At 70.7% G+C, this 14,834-nt stretch carries 18 protein-coding genes and 1 pseudogene; 10 read left to right on the forward strand and 9 right to left on the reverse strand.

Translation table 11 applies throughout. From position 1 onward, the window contains the following. The first annotated feature begins 41 nt into the window (after positions 1-41). A complete protein-coding gene (locus ACH4VX_RS04790) occupies positions 42-1,265 on the forward strand; it encodes an acetyl-CoA C-acetyltransferase (protein WP_398365888.1) in 1,224 nt (407 codons plus the stop codon). Between the two features lie 51 nt (positions 1,266-1,316). After that, a complete protein-coding gene (gene meaB, locus ACH4VX_RS04795) occupies positions 1,317-2,273 on the forward strand; it encodes a methylmalonyl Co-A mutase-associated GTPase MeaB (RefSeq protein ID WP_398365889.1) in 957 nt (318 codons plus the stop codon). A 9-nt stretch (positions 2,274-2,282) separates the two neighbouring features. On the opposite strand, the gene ACH4VX_RS04800 is transcribed toward meaB, so the two are convergent. The 3 genes and pseudogenes from ACH4VX_RS04800 to ACH4VX_RS04810 form a co-directional block, all read right to left on the reverse strand. After that, a complete protein-coding gene (locus tag ACH4VX_RS04800) occupies positions 2,283-2,735 on the reverse strand; it encodes a PIN domain-containing protein (protein ID WP_398365890.1) in 453 nt (150 codons plus the stop codon). Further along, positions 2,728-2,988 (reverse strand): annotated as a pseudogene (locus ACH4VX_RS04805) (type II toxin-antitoxin system Phd/YefM family antitoxin); the annotation flags it as partial. The pseudogene ACH4VX_RS04805 and the gene ACH4VX_RS04800, both read right to left, overlap by 8 nt. A gap of 67 nt (positions 2,989-3,055) precedes the next feature. Next, complete coding sequence (locus ACH4VX_RS04810) at positions 3,056-3,742, reverse strand: PepSY domain-containing protein (RefSeq protein WP_398365891.1); 687 nt, start codon at positions 3,740-3,742, stop codon at positions 3,056-3,058. A 116-nt stretch (positions 3,743-3,858) separates the two neighbouring features. Here ACH4VX_RS04810 and ACH4VX_RS04815 point away from each other — a divergent pair, with 116 nt between their 5' ends. Further along, positions 3,859-4,524 (forward strand): response regulator transcription factor, encoded by a 666-nt coding sequence (locus tag ACH4VX_RS04815; RefSeq protein ID WP_398365892.1) that lies wholly within the window; start codon positions 3,859-3,861, stop codon positions 4,522-4,524. Next, positions 4,521-5,924, forward strand: a complete 1,404-nt coding sequence (locus tag ACH4VX_RS04820; protein WP_398365893.1) for an ATP-binding protein — start codon at positions 4,521-4,523, stop codon at positions 5,922-5,924. The genes ACH4VX_RS04815 and ACH4VX_RS04820 overlap by 4 nt, the downstream gene beginning before the upstream one ends. A 13-nt stretch (positions 5,925-5,937) precedes the next feature. Here ACH4VX_RS04820 and ACH4VX_RS04825 read toward each other — a convergent pair whose 3' ends face one another. The 4 genes from ACH4VX_RS04825 to ACH4VX_RS04840 form a co-directional block, all read right to left on the reverse strand. Then, complete coding sequence (locus ACH4VX_RS04825) at positions 5,938-6,414, reverse strand: MarR family winged helix-turn-helix transcriptional regulator (protein WP_398365894.1); 477 nt, start codon at positions 6,412-6,414, stop codon at positions 5,938-5,940. Positions 6,415-6,511: 97 nt separating this feature from the next. Beyond that, positions 6,512-7,264: an AIM24 family protein gene (locus tag ACH4VX_RS04830; protein WP_398365939.1), complete on the reverse strand. Its 753-nt coding sequence runs from the start codon at positions 7,262-7,264 to the stop codon at positions 6,512-6,514. Positions 7,265-7,284: 20 nt separating this feature from the next. Next, positions 7,285-7,935 (reverse strand): AIM24 family protein, encoded by a 651-nt coding sequence (locus ACH4VX_RS04835; RefSeq protein WP_398365895.1) that lies wholly within the window; start codon positions 7,933-7,935, stop codon positions 7,285-7,287. 1 nt (position 7,936) lies between these two features. After that, on the reverse strand, positions 7,937-8,569 hold the full coding sequence (locus ACH4VX_RS04840; RefSeq protein ID WP_398365940.1) for an AIM24 family protein: 633 nt from the start codon (positions 8,567-8,569) through the stop codon (positions 7,937-7,939). 205 nt (positions 8,570-8,774) lie between these two features. On the opposite strand from ACH4VX_RS04840, the gene ACH4VX_RS04845 reads away from it, so the two are divergent. Together ACH4VX_RS04845 and ACH4VX_RS04850 are read left to right on the forward strand one after the other, a co-directional pair. Next, positions 8,775-9,119 carry a DUF3817 domain-containing protein gene (locus tag ACH4VX_RS04845; protein WP_398365896.1) on the forward strand — a complete coding sequence of 115 codons (345 nt, stop codon included), beginning with the start codon at positions 8,775-8,777 and terminating at the stop codon, positions 9,117-9,119. Continuing rightward, positions 9,116-9,409 (forward strand): MTH1187 family thiamine-binding protein, encoded by a 294-nt coding sequence (locus ACH4VX_RS04850; protein WP_189739141.1) that lies wholly within the window; start codon positions 9,116-9,118, stop codon positions 9,407-9,409. The genes ACH4VX_RS04845 and ACH4VX_RS04850 overlap by 4 nt, the downstream gene beginning before the upstream one ends. An 89-nt stretch (positions 9,410-9,498) precedes the next feature. On the opposite strand, the gene ACH4VX_RS04855 is transcribed toward ACH4VX_RS04850, so the two are convergent. Beyond that, entirely contained in the window at positions 9,499-9,828 is a 330-nt protein-coding gene (locus ACH4VX_RS04855; RefSeq protein WP_398365897.1) for a sulfatase, read from the reverse strand. Positions 9,829-9,962: 134 nt separating this feature from the next. On the opposite strand from ACH4VX_RS04855, the gene ACH4VX_RS04860 reads away from it, so the two are divergent. The 4 genes from ACH4VX_RS04860 (at position 9,963) to ACH4VX_RS04875 (ending at position 12,935) form a co-directional block, all read left to right on the forward strand. Further along, entirely contained in the window at positions 9,963-10,187 is a 225-nt protein-coding gene (locus ACH4VX_RS04860) for a GntR family transcriptional regulator (RefSeq protein WP_344568630.1), read from the forward strand. 82 nt (positions 10,188-10,269) lie between these two features. Beyond that, positions 10,270-10,779 (forward strand): MarR family winged helix-turn-helix transcriptional regulator, encoded by a 510-nt coding sequence (locus tag ACH4VX_RS04865; RefSeq protein WP_398365898.1) that lies wholly within the window; start codon positions 10,270-10,272, stop codon positions 10,777-10,779. Positions 10,780-10,822: 43 nt separating this feature from the next. After that, the gene (locus ACH4VX_RS04870; protein ID WP_398365899.1) at positions 10,823-11,155 is read left to right on the forward strand and encodes a DUF3817 domain-containing protein; all 333 of its coding nucleotides are present in this window, start codon (positions 10,823-10,825) and stop codon (positions 11,153-11,155) included. 79 nt (positions 11,156-11,234) lie between these two features. Then, positions 11,235-12,935 carry a methylmalonyl-CoA mutase gene (locus ACH4VX_RS04875; RefSeq protein WP_398365900.1) on the forward strand — a complete coding sequence of 567 codons (1,701 nt, stop codon included), beginning with the start codon at positions 11,235-11,237 and terminating at the stop codon, positions 12,933-12,935. Positions 12,936-13,132: 197 nt separating this feature from the next. On the opposite strand, the gene ACH4VX_RS04880 is transcribed toward ACH4VX_RS04875, so the two are convergent. After that, positions 13,133-14,485, reverse strand: a complete 1,353-nt coding sequence (locus tag ACH4VX_RS04880; RefSeq protein WP_398365901.1) for a hypothetical protein — start codon at positions 14,483-14,485, stop codon at positions 13,133-13,135. Positions 14,486-14,834: the final 349 nt, after the last annotated feature.

Below are 14,834 nucleotides of genomic sequence, written 5' to 3' on the forward strand. Positions count from 1 at the left end.
GTTCACTCCTCGGCTGTGCAGCCGGAAGGGGATCGCAGCTCATGACTTCCGCATCATCTGCATCTTCCGCAACGAACGGCACGACGTCCGTCATCGTCGCGGGCGCCCGTACCCCGATGGGTCGGCTGCTCGGTTCGCTGAAGTCGTTCTCCGGGGCCGACCTCGGCGGCTTCGCGATCAAGGCCGCCCTCGACCGCGCGGGGATCGGCGGCGACCAGGTCCAGTACGTGATCATGGGCCAGGTGCTCCAGGCCGGCGCGGGCCAGATCCCGGCCCGCCAGGCCGCCGTCAAGGCCGGCATCCCGATGAACGTCCCGGCGCTCACCGTCAACAAGGTGTGCCTCTCCGGCCTCGACGCCATCGCGCTGGCCGACCAGCTGATCCGGGCCGGCGAGTTCGACGTGATCGTCGCCGGCGGCCAGGAGTCCATGACCAACGCCCCGCACCTGCTCCCGAAGTCCCGCGAGGGCTTCAAGTACGGCGCCGTACAGATGATCGACGCCATGGCGTACGACGGTCTGACCGACTCCTTCGAGAACATCGCCATGGGCGAGTCCACCGAGAAGCACAACACCCGCCTCGGCATCGCCCGCCCGGAGCAGGACGAGATCGCCGCCCTCTCCCACCAGCGGGCCGCCGCCGCACAGAAGAACGGCATCTACGAGGCCGAGATCACCCCGGTCGAGATCCCGCAGCGCAAGGGCGACCCGGTCCTGTTCAGCAAGGACGAGGGCATCCGCGGCGACACCACCGCGGAGTCCCTCGGCAGGCTGCGCCCGGCGTTCGCCAAGGACGGCACGATCACCGCGGGCACCTCCTCGCAGATCTCGGACGGCGCGGCGGCCGTGGTCGTGATGAGCAAGGCCAAGGCGCAGGAGCTGGGCCTGGACTGGATCGCCGAGATCGGCGCCCACGGCAATGTGGCCGGACCCGACAACTCCCTCCAGTCGCAGCCGTCCAACGCGATCCGGCACGCCCTGAAGAAGGAGGGCCTGGAGGTTTCCGACCTCGACCTCATCGAGATCAACGAGGCCTTCGCGGCGGTTGCCGTCCAGTCAATGAAGGACCTGGGCGTTTCCACCGAAAAGGTGAACGTCAATGGTGGCGCCATCGCGCTGGGTCACCCGATCGGGATGTCCGGCGCACGGCTCGTGCTGCACCTGGCGCTGGAGCTGAAGCGGCGCGGCGGCGGTGTCGGCGCGGCGGCGCTGTGCGGCGGTGGCGGCCAGGGTGACGCGCTGATCGTGCGGGTGCCCAAGGCCTGAGCCGGGTTTCTCCACAGGTTTGCTGATTTCCCTCTCGTGAACGGAGCTGTGATGCAGGACGTCTCCTCGCTGGTCGCCCGGGCCAGGGAAGGCAGGCCGCGGGCCGTGGCCCGGCTGATCTCCCTGGTGGAGGGGGCGTCCCCACAGCTCAGGGAGGTCATGGCGGCCCTCGCGCCGCTGACCGGTGGTGCGTACGTGGTGGGCCTCACCGGCTCCCCGGGCGTCGGCAAGTCGACGTCCACCTCGGCCCTGGTGACCGCGTACCGCAAACAGGGCAAGCGGGTCGGCGTCCTGGCCGTCGACCCGTCCTCGCCCTTCTCCGGCGGTGCCCTGCTCGGCGACCGCGTCCGCATGTCGGAGCACGCCTCCGACCCGGGCGTCTACATCCGTTCCATGGCCACCCGCGGCCATCTGGGCGGCCTCGCGTGGTCGGCCCCGCAGGCCATCCGCGTCCTGGACGCGGCGGGCTGCGACGTGATCCTGGTCGAGACGGTGGGCGTGGGCCAGTCGGAGGTGGAGATCGCCTCCCAGGCCGACACGTCCGTGGTGTTGCTGGCCCCCGGCATGGGCGACGGCATCCAGGCCGCCAAGGCCGGAATCCTGGAGATCGGCGACGTCTACGTCGTCAACAAGGCCGACCGCGACGGCGCCGACGCCACCGCCCGCGAACTGAACCACATGCTCGGCCTCGGGGAGTCCCGCGCCCCCGGCGACTGGCGCCCCCCGATCGTCAAGACGGTCGCCGCGCGGGGCGAGGGCGTCGACGAGGTCGTCGAGGCCCTGGAGAAGCACCGCGCGTGGATGGAGGAGCACGGCGTCCTGACGAACCGCCGCCTGGCCCGGGCCTCCCGCGAGGTCGAGACCATCGCGGTCACGGCCCTGAGGGAACGCATCGGCGACCTCCACGGCGACCGGCGCCTGGACGCACTGGCGGAACGGATCATCGCCGGCGAGCTGGATCCGTACCGGGCGGCGGACGAACTGGTGGCGGGGTTGACGCGGGGCTGACCGCAGCCGTCAGAGATCGTCGGGCAGCAGCCGGAAGGCGGGCTCTCCGGTGAGCGGCCGCAACATGCGGAAACGGCCGTCCGTGGTGAAGAGGGAGATCGTACGGAAGGCCGCCGCCAGCGCCACGTTCATCGCGTCCGCCAGCCCCACTCCTGCCGCGCCGTCGGTGTCGGAGTACCCGCGCACCACCGCCATGGCCGCCCTCAGGTGCGGCGCGGTCTCGGGAATTTCGAACCGGCGGGCTTCCGTCCGCCCCGCGACGAAGACCAGCGCGTTCATGGCGGCCCGGGCACCGACCCGTGACGTCAGCAAGTGGTCCAGCTCCGTGAGCACCATGGGCGACACCACGAGGTGACCCGTACGGGCCAGAGCTTCGCGGTGAACGGCGTGGTGGGGGTCCTTCGGGGTGAACAGCCGGTACAGAGCGTTCGTATCGGCGATCGCGACCGGGAAGTCAGCCATCGGTCTCCTCGGCCGATGCTCCACCCGTACCGCGCAGCGTCGCCTCGATCTCGTCGTCGCCGAGCACCGGACCACCCAGGTCGGGGATGTCCAGATCGCCCATGGGGTCGGTGCGGAACGGGTACGCGGGGCGGCCTGTCAGGGTGCCCCGGGGAACGATGTCCCCCATGGGCACCCCGTCCTTGGTGATGGTTACGGTCTCCCCGGCCGCCACGCGGGCCAGGACACGTGATGTCTGCTGATTGAGCTCCCTGAGCGGGACCGCGGCATCGTCGCTCGTCCTTCCAACGTACTACCCGTTCTACATGGTGGGGCGGTACTCAGTCGTCGTCCGAATCGCCCCTTTGGTCGGCTGTGACCTTGCCGCTGCTCAGATCTACCCGCCAGTCCCGCTCGTCCCCGCCGGAGACGCGGGTCTCGGCCTCCCACCCCTTGTCATCGTCGTCGTCCAGGTCCACCGACGTCACCGTCCCCTTGGCGGCAGCCGCCTTCGCGGCCTCCTCGGCCGTCACCGACGTGCCCTTCAGCGCGGCCTGCACCTCGGCGGTGTCGTCCTCGTCGTCCTTCTGGGCGCCCAGGACCTTTCCGGTGCCCGGGTCGACGCGCACGCTGTGCCAGGTGTCGCCGCCGCCGAGGACGTCGACCTCCCAGGCCGCCTTGCCGTCGTTGTCGTCATCGTCGTCGTCCAGTTCGGCGGAGACAGCCGTGCCCGGCGTGTGCTTGAGCGCGGCGGCGATGGCGTCGGCGGCGGTCACCTTGCCGGAGGAGGCGACGCGGGCGTCGTCGTCACCGTCGCGGTCGTCGCTGTCGGCGTCCTGGTCGTCGGCGTCCGCGCGCCCCCGGCCGTCGTCCCGGCCGTCGTCGCCCCGCGTGTCGTCGTCCGCCGCCCGGTTCTCCGTCGCCCGCGTCGTCGGCGCGTCGTCCCCCGAGACCGCGAGGGCCGTGGCCGTACCGCCCCCGACCAGGGCCGCGGCCGTGACGACGGCGATCACGATGTTGCGCTTCATGCTGGTTCCTCCCGAGCTGCTTCGTTTTCGGCGACTTCAATCTCGCCGACCGACGCTGAGGAGAACCTGAACCCGCCTGAAGGGATCTTCAGGTTCGCTTTGCGACCCTTGACCCCATGCGCCTGTTGATCGTGGAGGACGAGAAGCGGCTGGCCCTGTCGCTCGCCAAGGGCCTCACCGCCGAGGGCTACGCCGTGGACGTCGTCCACGACGGCCGGGAGGGGCTGCACCGGGCCACGGAGGGGACGTACGACCTCCTCATCCTCGACATCATGCTGCCCGGCCTGAACGGCTACCGCGTCTGCGCGGCCCTGCGCGCCGCCGGCCACGACGTGCCGATCCTGATGCTCACGGCGAAGGACGGCGAGTACGACGAGGCCGAGGGCCTGGACACCGGCGCCGACGACTACCTCACCAAGCCGTTCTCGTACGTCGTCCTCGTCGCCAGGATCAAGGCGCTGCTGCGCCGCCGGCCCACCACCGGGGCCTCCCCGGTCCATGTGCACGGCGACCTCAGAGTGGACACCGCCGCCCGCCGGGTCTTCCTGGGCGAGGACGAAGTGGCCCTGACCGCCAAGGAGTTCTCGGTGCTCGAGCACCTGGTGCTGCGGGCCGGCGAGGTGGTCTCCAAGGCCGACATCCTCGAACACGTCTGGGACTTCGCCTACGACGGCGACCCCAACATCGTCGAGGTCTACATCAGCGCCCTGCGCCGCAAACTGCGCGCCGGACTCATCCGCACCGTACGCGGCGCCGGTTACCGCCTGGAGACGGCGCCGTGAGCCGCCTGTTCGGCTCGGTCCGCGCACGGGCGACACTCGGCGCCACCCTCGTGGTCGCGGTCGCCCTCGTCGCGGCCGGCACCGCCGTGCTGCTGTCGCTGCGCTCCAACCTGATCGGCGAGGCGGGCACCCAGGCGGAACGCTCCGCGCGGGCGGTCGCCTCCGAACTCGCCGCCCGGACGCCGTACGGCAAACTCTCGGGGCTGGACGGCGACGACAGCCCGGTGCAGGTCCTCGACGAGGACGGCAGGCTGGTCGCCGCCAGTGAGGACCTGGAACGGATCACCGGCACGGCGACCACCGAGGTGGAACCGCAGCCGTCGACACCGGGCGACGACGATGACGACGGCGACGACGGCGACTCGGACGACTCCGGCGAGATCGCCCACGAGACCACCTTCGGCAACGGCTCCGCCACCATCGACGGCGACACCGAGGACTACCGCTTCGCCGCCGTGGAGGTCGAGACCGACGACCGGGGCCGGCTCACCGTCCACGCGGGCGCCCCGCTGGCCGCCGAGCACGGCGCCGTACGGACCGCGCTGACCGTGATGCTCATCGGCTTCCCGCTGCTCCTGGCGGTCGTCGGTGCGGTGACCTGGCTGGTCACGGGCCGGGCCCTGCGTCCGGTGGAGGGCATCCGGAGCGAGATGGCCGCGATCACCGCCTCCGAGGACCTCGCCCGCCGGGTCCCCGAACCGGCCACCCACGACGAGATCGCCCGCCTCGCCCGCACCACCAACGAGACACTGGCCGCGCTGGAGGCGTCCGTGGAGCGGCAGCGGCGGTTCGTCGCCGACGCCTCGCACGAACTGCGCAGCCCGATCGCGTCCCTGCGCACCCAGTTGGAGGTGGCCGCCGCCCACCCCGGGCTGCTGGACCTGGACGGCGCCGTGGAGGACACCGTGCGGCTCCAGCACCTCGCCGCGGATCTGCTGCTGCTCGCCCGGCTGGACGCGGGGGAGCGGCCCGCCGACGCCCGGGTCGACCTGTCCGCGCTGGCCCGTGAGGAGGCCACGGGACGTACGGGCGTGACGGTGGACGCGGAGCCGGCGGAGGTGACCGGATCGCGGGGGCAGTTGGGGCGGGTGCTCGCCAATCTGCTGGACAACGGCGGGCGGCACGCCCGCGAGCGGGTCGCCGTGACCGTACGGCGGGAGGGCGCCTGGGCGGTCCTGGGCGTGGCCGACGACGGCGACGGGGTGGCCGAGGCCGACCGGGAGCGGATCTTCGAGCGGTTCGTACGGCTGGACGCCGCCCGCAGCCGCGACGACGGTGGCGCGGGGCTGGGGCTGGCGATCGCGAGGGATGTCGCCGTACGGCACGGCGGAACGCTCACGGCGGGTACGGCGCCGGCAGGCGGAGCCCTGTTCGAGCTCCGCCTGCCGCTCGCCGGGTGAGGCCGGGAGCGGGTCAGTGGCGCCCCCGCTGCCCCCGTAGATGCTCCGCGATGGGCTTGAGGGCCTTGTCGAGCTCGGTGAGCGCCTCGGGGGAGAGCAGGTCGATGAAGTGCCGGCGCACGGACGCCACATGATGGGGCGCGACCTTCTGCATGGTCTCCATGCCGTGGTCGGTGAGGACCGCGTAGAGCCCGCGGCGGTCGGACTCGCAGTTCTCCCGCCGGACCAGGTTCGCGTTCTCCATGCGGGTGACCTGGTGCGAGAGGCGGCTCTTGGACTGCATGGTCGCGGAGGCGAGGTCGCTCATCCGCATCCGCCGGTCCTCCGACTCGGACAGGTTCACCAGGATCTCGTAGTCGTTCATCGTCAGGCCGAACGGCTGCAGATCCTTCTCGAGCTGATACGTCAACAGCCTGTTGACCTCCAGGTGGGTGCGCCAGGCGCACTGCTCCGCATTGGTCAGCCAGCGGGTGGCCGTCTCGGTCTCCATGAATGAAGTCTACCTAAGGAAGTTGAATGGCGAACTAATAAGGCTTCCGGGTGACACCGTGCTCAGGCGTTCGATGTCACACCCCGCACACTACCGCTCACAGCCCGAAGCGACGCTGGAGGTCTCCCAGCTGTCCGGGAAGACGCGGTGCCCCCGCCCCCTGCCCGTGGCCACCCGGAACCCCGCCCCCGGGCACCCCGGGCTCGTGCGGAGTGACCCCCGTGGCCTGCTCCGCCATCAGCGCCTCCGACGACTGGAGCAGCACCGTGCCCGCCCCCACGAACTCGAACTGGTGCTCCTCGCCCGAGGCCCCGCCGAGGCCGGTCATCGCACGTAGACCGCCCATCACGCCGGTCATGTAGCCATGGTCGTAGTGGTGGCACGGGGAGGGGCAGTCCGCCCAGCCGACCAGCGCCTGCGGATCCACCCGGATCGGCGGCTCCATGAACACCACCGGACCGTTGGAGGCGGCCACGAACTTTCCGGTTCCGATCAGCGTCAGGAAACCCGGCACGATCGACTGCTTCAGCGAGAGAGTTGGCTGAAAAGCGAGGAGGTTGCCCGAGCGAATGGTCAGGTTGCCGTCTTCGAGATCGTACGAATTCACGTCGAAGGCCCGGTCGGCGAGGAGCATCTTGCCCGAACCCTCCGCCACGACCCAGTCGCTCGCGTGCAGAGGCGAATGGAACGACGTACGGACAAGTCGGTCGAGTCGCCCGTGCCCGATCCCGTTGAACTCGATCGAACCGTAGTAGGCGATCATCTTCCCCTTCTGCATGAACCACTGGGTGCCCTTGAGCTCCACGCAGAAGGTGTAGTGATCGACGTTGTCGTCGGACGGCAGCGTCATCGGGTCGTGGACGGTGTTGCTCACAACTTCTCCTCCGAGGCCTGGACGTACACGGCACCGCTGCCGCTCAGCTCCAACTGGAACGCCTCGCCGGAGCCCCGGCCCACCATGTCCCGCCAGCCGAGGGCGGTCGACAGCTTGTTGCGGACGTCGCCGTGGTGGGCGACGTAGGCCTGCGGGTCGACGCGCACCGGCCGCTGCGGAGTGATCGGGAGCTCGATCACCCCTCCGTGGGCCATCACGGCGACCGCGCCGTGCCCCTTGAGCGAGGTCGTGAAGAGGCCCTGCCCGGAGACCTGCCCCCGCACCATGCCCATCACCCCGCCTTGCGAGCCGAGGAACACCGTCCCCTGCTCCAGCGTGCCCTCGAAGGCGAGCAGCCGGTCGGCCTCGACGCACAGTGTGTCACCGGCGAGGTCGATCACCTGGATGTGGTGGCCGCCGTGCCCGAACAGGACGGTGCCGCTGCCCTCGACGGTCATCAGGGGCGTGTCCTCGTTGGCGACCCGCCGCCCGATCATCGACATCACCCCGCCCTGGCCGCCCGCCGTGTTCGGGGTGAAGCTCACCTCGCCCTTGTAGGCGAGCATCGCGCCGCGCTGACTGAACAGCCGCTGACCGGGCGCGACGGTCGCCTCGATCATCTTCGAGTTGATCTCCCGGAAGCCCATGTCAGACGTCCCCCGCGATCGTGTTCCGCTCACTGGGCTGCACGTAGACCAGCCCGTCGCCCTCGAACCGGATCTGGAAGGCCTCGCCGCCGCCCTCTCCCATCAGCGTGCGGAAGGTCACACCCGACTGGAAGGACTGCCGCAGGTTCCCCTGGTGGGCCACATAGGCGCCCGGGTCGACCGTCAGCGGGTACTGGGGGCTGACCCGGAGCAGCACCGCCGGCCCGTCCGACATGATCGCCGCCTGGCCGTGGCCCTCGATCGTGGTCGTGAACAGCCCGTTGCCCTGCGAGGCCCCGCGCATGCCCGTGAAACTCGTCCCGGTGCGCAGGCCGCCGTCGGTCGCCAGCAGGTTGCTGGACTCCACGTACAGCTTGTCGCCCTGGAGACCCACCAGGTTGATCTCGGAGGCACGGTCCGCGAAGAAGCAGGTCCCGTGCCCTTTCACCTCCATCAACGTCATCTGCTCACCCGTGAGCCGCCGGGTCACCATCCCCCGGATGCCCTCACCACCACCGCTGAGCTTCTTGAAGGCCATGTCACCGTCGTACGCGACCATGGAGCCGTTCTTCGCCTTCACGGCATCCCCGGTCATGTCGACGGCGAGCACCTTGCTGCTCTGAAGTCGGAACATCGCCACGCCTGCGACGGTAGTCGCACCTTCGCCCCCGCCGACAGATCCCGAAGGGGGAGTCGTACCCTGACCGGCCCCTTACGGGACGCGCGGGACCCCCTCCGGTGATCGCGGACGGCGTTTGCCACAATGGGGGACGCTTGTGCGTCCGTTCACAAGCCGTCCGACCCGTCAACGCCGACGTCTCTCCCACCGAAGGTGACCCGTGGACATCAAGACCGCCTCCGCCCTCCGCCGCCTCCGCCTGGTCTCGGGCCCCGAAGCGATCTCGTTCCTGCTGCTGCTCGTCTGCTCGGTCCTGAAGCGGACCACGGACTTCAACGCCGTCCCGGTGATGGGCGCGGTCCACGGCTTCCTCTTCGTCCTCTACGTGCTCTTCTGGGCCGACGCCTGGAACCGCGCCAAGTGGTCGCTGAAGACCGCCGCCTTCTACTTCCTGATGTCGGTCCTGCCGACCGGCGGCTTCTTCGCCGACCGCCGCCTCAAGCGCGAGGCCGAGGACGCGGTGATCGCCTCCCGCGCCCGTAACGAGGGGGTCGTGGGCGCGTGATCGTCGCCTTCTCCGTGACGCCGCTCGGCGTCGGCGAGGACGTGGGGGAGTACGTCGCCGACGCCGTGCGGGTGGTCCGCGAGTCCGGCCTGCCGAACCGCACCGACGCGATGTTCACCTCGATCGAGGGTGAGTGGGACGAGGTCATGGACGTGGTCAGGCGCGCCGTGGCCGCGGTGGAGGCACGCGCACCGCGCGTCTCCCTCGTCCTCAAGGCGGACATCCGGCCGGGAGTGACGGACGGTCTCACCTCCAAGGTGGAGACCGTGGAACGGCATCTGGCCGAGTAGTCGTGTGCGGGGGCCGTGTCCCCGGGACCCAGTGGCACCGGGCTTACCGGTAGGTCCGCTGGGTCCCTTCATGTGTCCGCCGCCCGCTGCTACCGGCCGGGCCTGTCCGTCTGCCCGCCGTCCGGCACCTCAGGGCTGTCCAGCCCCAGCCCCAGCCGCTCGCCGCGCAGGACTGCGACCAGGACCGCTTCCTCGACGGAGTGCGCGACGAAGCGCAGGGCGGTCCTCAGCTCCGGCGGTGTTGCCCCGGCGTCGTCGGCCAGGCCCCGTGCCCGAGTGGCGTCTGTCTGCGCGGTCTCGATCAGTTCGGCCTCCAGGGCATCGGCCAGTCGGTTGACGATCCCATCGCCCGGTGAGACGAATGCGGGCCGGTCGCCCTCTCGCCAGGGCAGGCGTCGAAGCTGGGTAGTGTCGTGCATGTCGTCGCTCCTTCATAGCGTCGGCCAGGCCCCGGGACCGTTCGCGCGGTCGCCGGGGTACTTACGGTGACGACCTTACGCGGTTACGCGATTACGCGGTAGCTCGTATTCGCATTTCCGCAGACGCTGGGGTCATGGAACTCGACCGCGCCGTTCCCGTCTGGCCCCAGGTGGCCGCCGACCTCCGCCGACGCCTGGACGCCGGCGAGTGGGAACCCGGTGAGCGCTTCCCCGGCACGGTCACGCTGGCAGCGGAGTACGGCGTGACGCAGTCGACGGTCCAGAAGGCCGTCGTCGCCCTCCGGGAGGAGGGCCGCCTGCGCACGGTTCTGGGGGCGGGGAGTTACGTCCTGCGCTGAGGGCTGTCCACTGCGCAATGCGGCGGTACCGATGAGTGAGACGGGGCTGACCGACATATGACCGGCCGGTAGGGTCTGCTCCGTGCCGAAGCCGCTCAGTCTCTCGTTCGATCCCATCGCCCGCGCCGACGAGCTCTGGAAGCAGCGTTGGGGAAACGTGCCGTCGATGGCCGCGATCACCTCGATCATGCGGGCGCAGCAGATCCTGCTGGCCGAGGTGGACGCGGTGGTCAAGCCGTACGGGCTCACGTTCGCGCGGTACGAGGCGCTGGTGCTGCTGACCTTCTCGAAGTCCGGTGAGCTGCCGATGTCCAAGATCGGCGAGCGGCTCATGGTGCATCCCACGTCGGTGACGAACACCGTGGACCGGTTGGTGCGGTCCGGTCTGGTGGCCAAGCGCCCCAACCCCAACGACGGCCGCGGCACCCTCGCCACCATCACCGACAAGGGCCGCGAGGTGGTCGAGGCCGCCACTCGCGACCTGATGGCCATGGACTTCGGCCTGGGCGCCTACGACGCCGAGGAGTGCGGCGAGCTCTTCGCGATGCTCCGCCCGCTGCGGCTGGCGGCGGGGGACTTCGAGGGCGAGTGACCCCGGGCAAGATCTCCCGGAACGGCCCGTTACGCTCGACTCCATGAAGAAGAGCGTGCTGACCCGCTACCGGATCATGGCCTACGTCACCGGTGTCCTCCTCGTCGCGCTGACCCTCGGCATGATCGGCAAGTACGTGCTCGACATGGGTGGCGCGGCCGACTTCACGCAGGTGGTCAGCATCGCCCACGGGTGGCTCTACGTCGTCTACCTGATCTTCGCCTTCGACCTCGGTTCCAAGGCGAAGTGGCCGGTCAAGAAGCAGCTGTGGGTGTTGCTCGCCGGGACCGTCCCCACGGCCGCGTTCTTCGTGGAGCGCCGGATCAGCCGCGAGCTGGAGGGCAAGGTCGCGGAGGAAGCCCCCGCCGTCGCGTAACGCGTCCCACCGCCGTACGGAGCAGCGTGCGGCGGTCTCCCATCGACATTTACTTGGACGTCCTAGTAAATTCGAGGGTATGGACGCTGACGCCATCGAGGAGGGCCGCCGACGCTGGCAGGCCCGGTACGACGCCGCTCGCAAGCGCGACGCGGATTTCACCACGCTCTCCGGCGATCCCGTGGAGCCGGTGTACGGGCCCCGGACCGGGGACACCTATGAGGGGTTCGAGCGGATCGGCTGGCCGGGGGAGTATCCCTTCACCCGCGGGCTGTATCCGACCGGCTACCGGGGGCGGACCTGGACCATCCGGCAGTTCGCCGGGTTCGGCAACGCCGAGCAGACCAACGAGCGCTACAAGATGATCCTCGGCAACGGCGGGGGCGGGCTCTCCGTCGCCTTCGACATGCCGACGCTCATGGGCCGCGACTCCGACGACCCGCGCTCCCTGGGCGAGGTCGGCCACTGCGGGGTGGCGATCGACTCGGCCGCCGACATGGAGGTCCTGTTCCGGGACATCCCGCTCGGGGACGTGACGACCTCCATGACGATCAGCGGGCCCGCCGTGCCCGTCTTCTGCATGTACCTCGTCGCCGCCGAGCGCCAGGGCGTCGACCCCGCCGTGCTCAACGGCACGCTGCAGACGGACATCTTCAAGGAGTACATCGCGCAGAAGGAGTGGCTCTTCCAGCCCGAGCCCCATCTGCGCCTCATCGGCGACCTGATGGAGCACTGCGCGGCCGGCATCCCCGCCTACAAGCCGCTCTCCGTCTCCGGTTACCACATCCGCGAGGCCGGATCCACGGCCGCGCAGGAGCTGGCGTACACGCTCGCGGACGGCTTCGGGTACGTGGAGCTGGGGCTCAGCCGCGGCCTGGACGTGGATGTCTTCGCGCCCGGCCTCTCCTTCTTCTTCGACGCCCACCTCGACTTCTTCGAGGAGATCGCCAAGTTCCGTGCGGCGCGCAGGATCTGGGCGCGCTGGATGCGGGACGTCTACGGCGCGAAGAGCGACAAGGCGCAGTGGCTGCGCTTCCACACCCAGACCGCCGGTGTCTCGCTGACCGCGCAGCAGCCGTACAACAACGTCGTACGGACGGCCGTGGAGGCGCTGGCCGCCGTGCTCGGCGGGACCAACTCCCTCCACACCAACGCCCTCGACGAGACCCTCGCGCTGCCCAGCGAGCAGGCCGCCGAGATCGCCCTGCGCACCCAGCAGGTGCTGATGGAGGAGACCGGCGTCGGCAACGTCGCCGACCCGCTGGGCGGTTCCTGGTACGTCGAACAGCTCACCGACCGCATCGAGGCGGACGCCGAGAAGATCTTCGAGCAGATCAAGGAGCGGGGCCTGCGCGCCCATCCGGACGGCAGGCACCCGATCGGGCCGATCACCTCCGGCATCCTGCGCGGCATCGAGGACGGCTGGTTCACCGGCGAGATCGCCGAGTCGGCGTTCCGCTACCAGCAGTCCCTGGAGAAGGGCGACAAGCGGGTCGTCGGCGTCAACGTCCACACCGGGTCCGTCACCGGCGACCTGGAGATCCTGCGGGTCAGCCACGAGGTGGAGCGCGAGCAGGTGCGGCTCCTCGGCGAGCGCAAGGCCGCCCGCGACGACGCGAAGGTGCGCGGCGCGCTCGACGCCATGGTCGCGGCGGCCCGCTCCGGCGCGAACATGATCGGGCCGATGCTGGACGCCGTACGCGCGGAGGCGACCCTCGGCGAGATCTGCGGCGTCCTGCGCGAGGAGTGGGGCGTCTACACGGAGCCCGCCGGGTTCTAGACCCGACGCCGCTCGGTCAGGGCGGCGGGGGCGTCCGCCGACGCGGCTGCCCCCGCCGTCGTACCGCCCGGAACACCACCGGTCGGAGGTGTTCCGGGCGGGGAGCCGGTGCCCTGCGCCGGGACCGCGCGGAGGGGAGGTCGCCGTGGTCCGCGGTCCTGATCCGGGCCACGGCGACGTCCGCGCCGGAGACCACGTCAGCGGCGGGTGATCTCCACGGTCACCTCGGCGGAGGCCGCGGTGTGCCAGGGGTCACCGGCGTACGTCACGCCGTACCTCACCTGACCGGCCCTTCTCGGCGTGTCGGTCACGGCGAAGGTGCCGTCGGCCGACACGGTGACGGTGCCCAGCGAGGTGCCTTCCGGAGCGGCGGCGTCGTAGCGCTTCACCGCGACGGTGGCGCCGGGAGCGAAGCCGGCCGCCGGAGCCAGGGTGCCGGTGACGGTCAGTTCCCGGTACCTCCTGCTGGTCGGAGGCGCCTCGAGGGCAAGGGTGGTCTGCACGGTGGTGGCGACCTGCCGCGCATGGAACCGGAGTCCCATGACGCCGGTCTGCTGTGTCACGGCGAAGACCCGGCTCCCGTCCGGCGCCCAGGCCAGCCCTTCCTCCACCAGCCTCTCGGTGCCACCGCCCAGCTCGACCGCGGTCAGCGGAGCCGGAGCGCCCGGCGCGTAGAAGGACAGGTCCGGCACGTCGGCGCTGTTGTTGGAGGTTCCTCCGGCCACCGTGCCGTCGGGTGCGACGGCGACGGCCAGGGGAGAGGGCGAAGCCGCGGGGGTTCCCTGGTCCGAGAGGTCGTCGAGGCGGAAGGCCTGGTAACCGGGCGATGTCAGGGCGGCCACGACGACGCTCCGGCCGTCGGGTGTCACGTCCAGGTCCCGCAGACCGTTCATCTCCGTCCCGGAGAAGACCCGTCGGGCGGTCACCTCGGGGGATCCGCCGCCCACGTCGTACACCGTGAGGGTGTTGACGTTGGGGTTGCCCGTGCCGGCCACCAGTACGTCGGGGTCGGCGGGGGAGACGACGAGCTCCGCCCCCCAGTCCAGTGAAGCGTCCAGACCGAGCTCGACCACCGGCTCGGCACCGGACACGTCGACCGACCCGAGGTCCCCGGTGCTGCCGTATCCGAACCACAGCTTCCCGCCCGCGAAAGCCAGGCTCCACGGGGCGGTGTCCTCGCCCACGAAGTACCGTGCGGTCTCCGTCAGCGTCGCGGTGTCGTACGCGACGACGGTGTCGATGTCCCGCGCGGCCACGTAGAGGGTCCGGGAGTCGGGCGAGAGGGCCAGCCCGCCGGCGCCCGGCAGGCCGTCCAGCCAGGTGCTGTTCCCGCCGTCGTAGTCCGTCACCACGACCCGGCCGTCCGCCCCCGCGGGCATGCTGAGGAAGACCCTCTGGTTGCTCCCGTCGACCTCCATGTCGGCGAGGGAGTACATCGGCAGCGGCACGGCGTCCGCCGCGAACGCCGGGGCGGCTCCCGGAACGGTCAGCAGCAGCGAGCCGAGGGCTGCGGTGAGCGTGGTGCCCAGCGCGCGTCCGAGTATGTGCAAGGTAGTGCCCTTCTGTGTCCCATGAATCACGGCGGCACACCGGTTGGACGACCGGAGGGGGCGGCGCGGGGCGCCGCCCGCCAGGATTCTGCGGCGCGGAGCCCCTTGGATCACGGCGGCGCACCGGTCGGACGACCGGAGAGGAAGGCGCGCGGCGCCGTCCGCCGGGATTCCGCGGCGCGGATCCAGGAATTCGGGACTCCGTGTCTACGGCTCGACGTGCGTCCCCGACCGGTTTCCGCGCGTGCCGCGGTGATCCGGCCCGCATGGCGGGGCGGCACGGAACCCGCCACGGAGCCCCGCTCCACCACGGACCGATGCCGATGAGCGGCGAGTCGACATGAGTGGG

The organism is Streptomyces sp. NPDC020731 (assembly GCF_044334705.1).
Taxonomy (GTDB): Bacteria; Actinomycetota; Actinomycetes; order Streptomycetales; family Streptomycetaceae; genus Streptomyces.